Genomic DNA, 222 nt, shown 5'->3' on the forward strand with positions numbered 1-222 from the left:
CTGGTTCTGCCGTACCGGTGATTGGATCGGTACCATTGACCGGATCAATGTCTGGGGCATTCGGTGCAGTCACATCCACTATATACACTTGCGTGTCCGTCACTGTGCTGCTGTTGCCTGCTGCATCAGTGAAGGTCGCTGTGGCATCGATGGTTTTATCTCCATCGGCCAACAGGTCACTACCTGCCACATCAGCGGTCCAGTTGCCTGTCGCTGCATCTA

Annotated in this window: 1 pseudogene; it reads right to left on the minus strand. The window is 54.5% G+C overall.

The annotated features are described in order from the left end of the window. Positions 1-222, minus strand: a pseudogene (locus ACNQO6_RS18565) (hypothetical protein); the annotation flags it as partial.

This window comes from Acinetobacter calcoaceticus (assembly GCF_051947995.1).
GTDB lineage: Bacteria > Pseudomonadota > Gammaproteobacteria > Pseudomonadales > Moraxellaceae > Acinetobacter.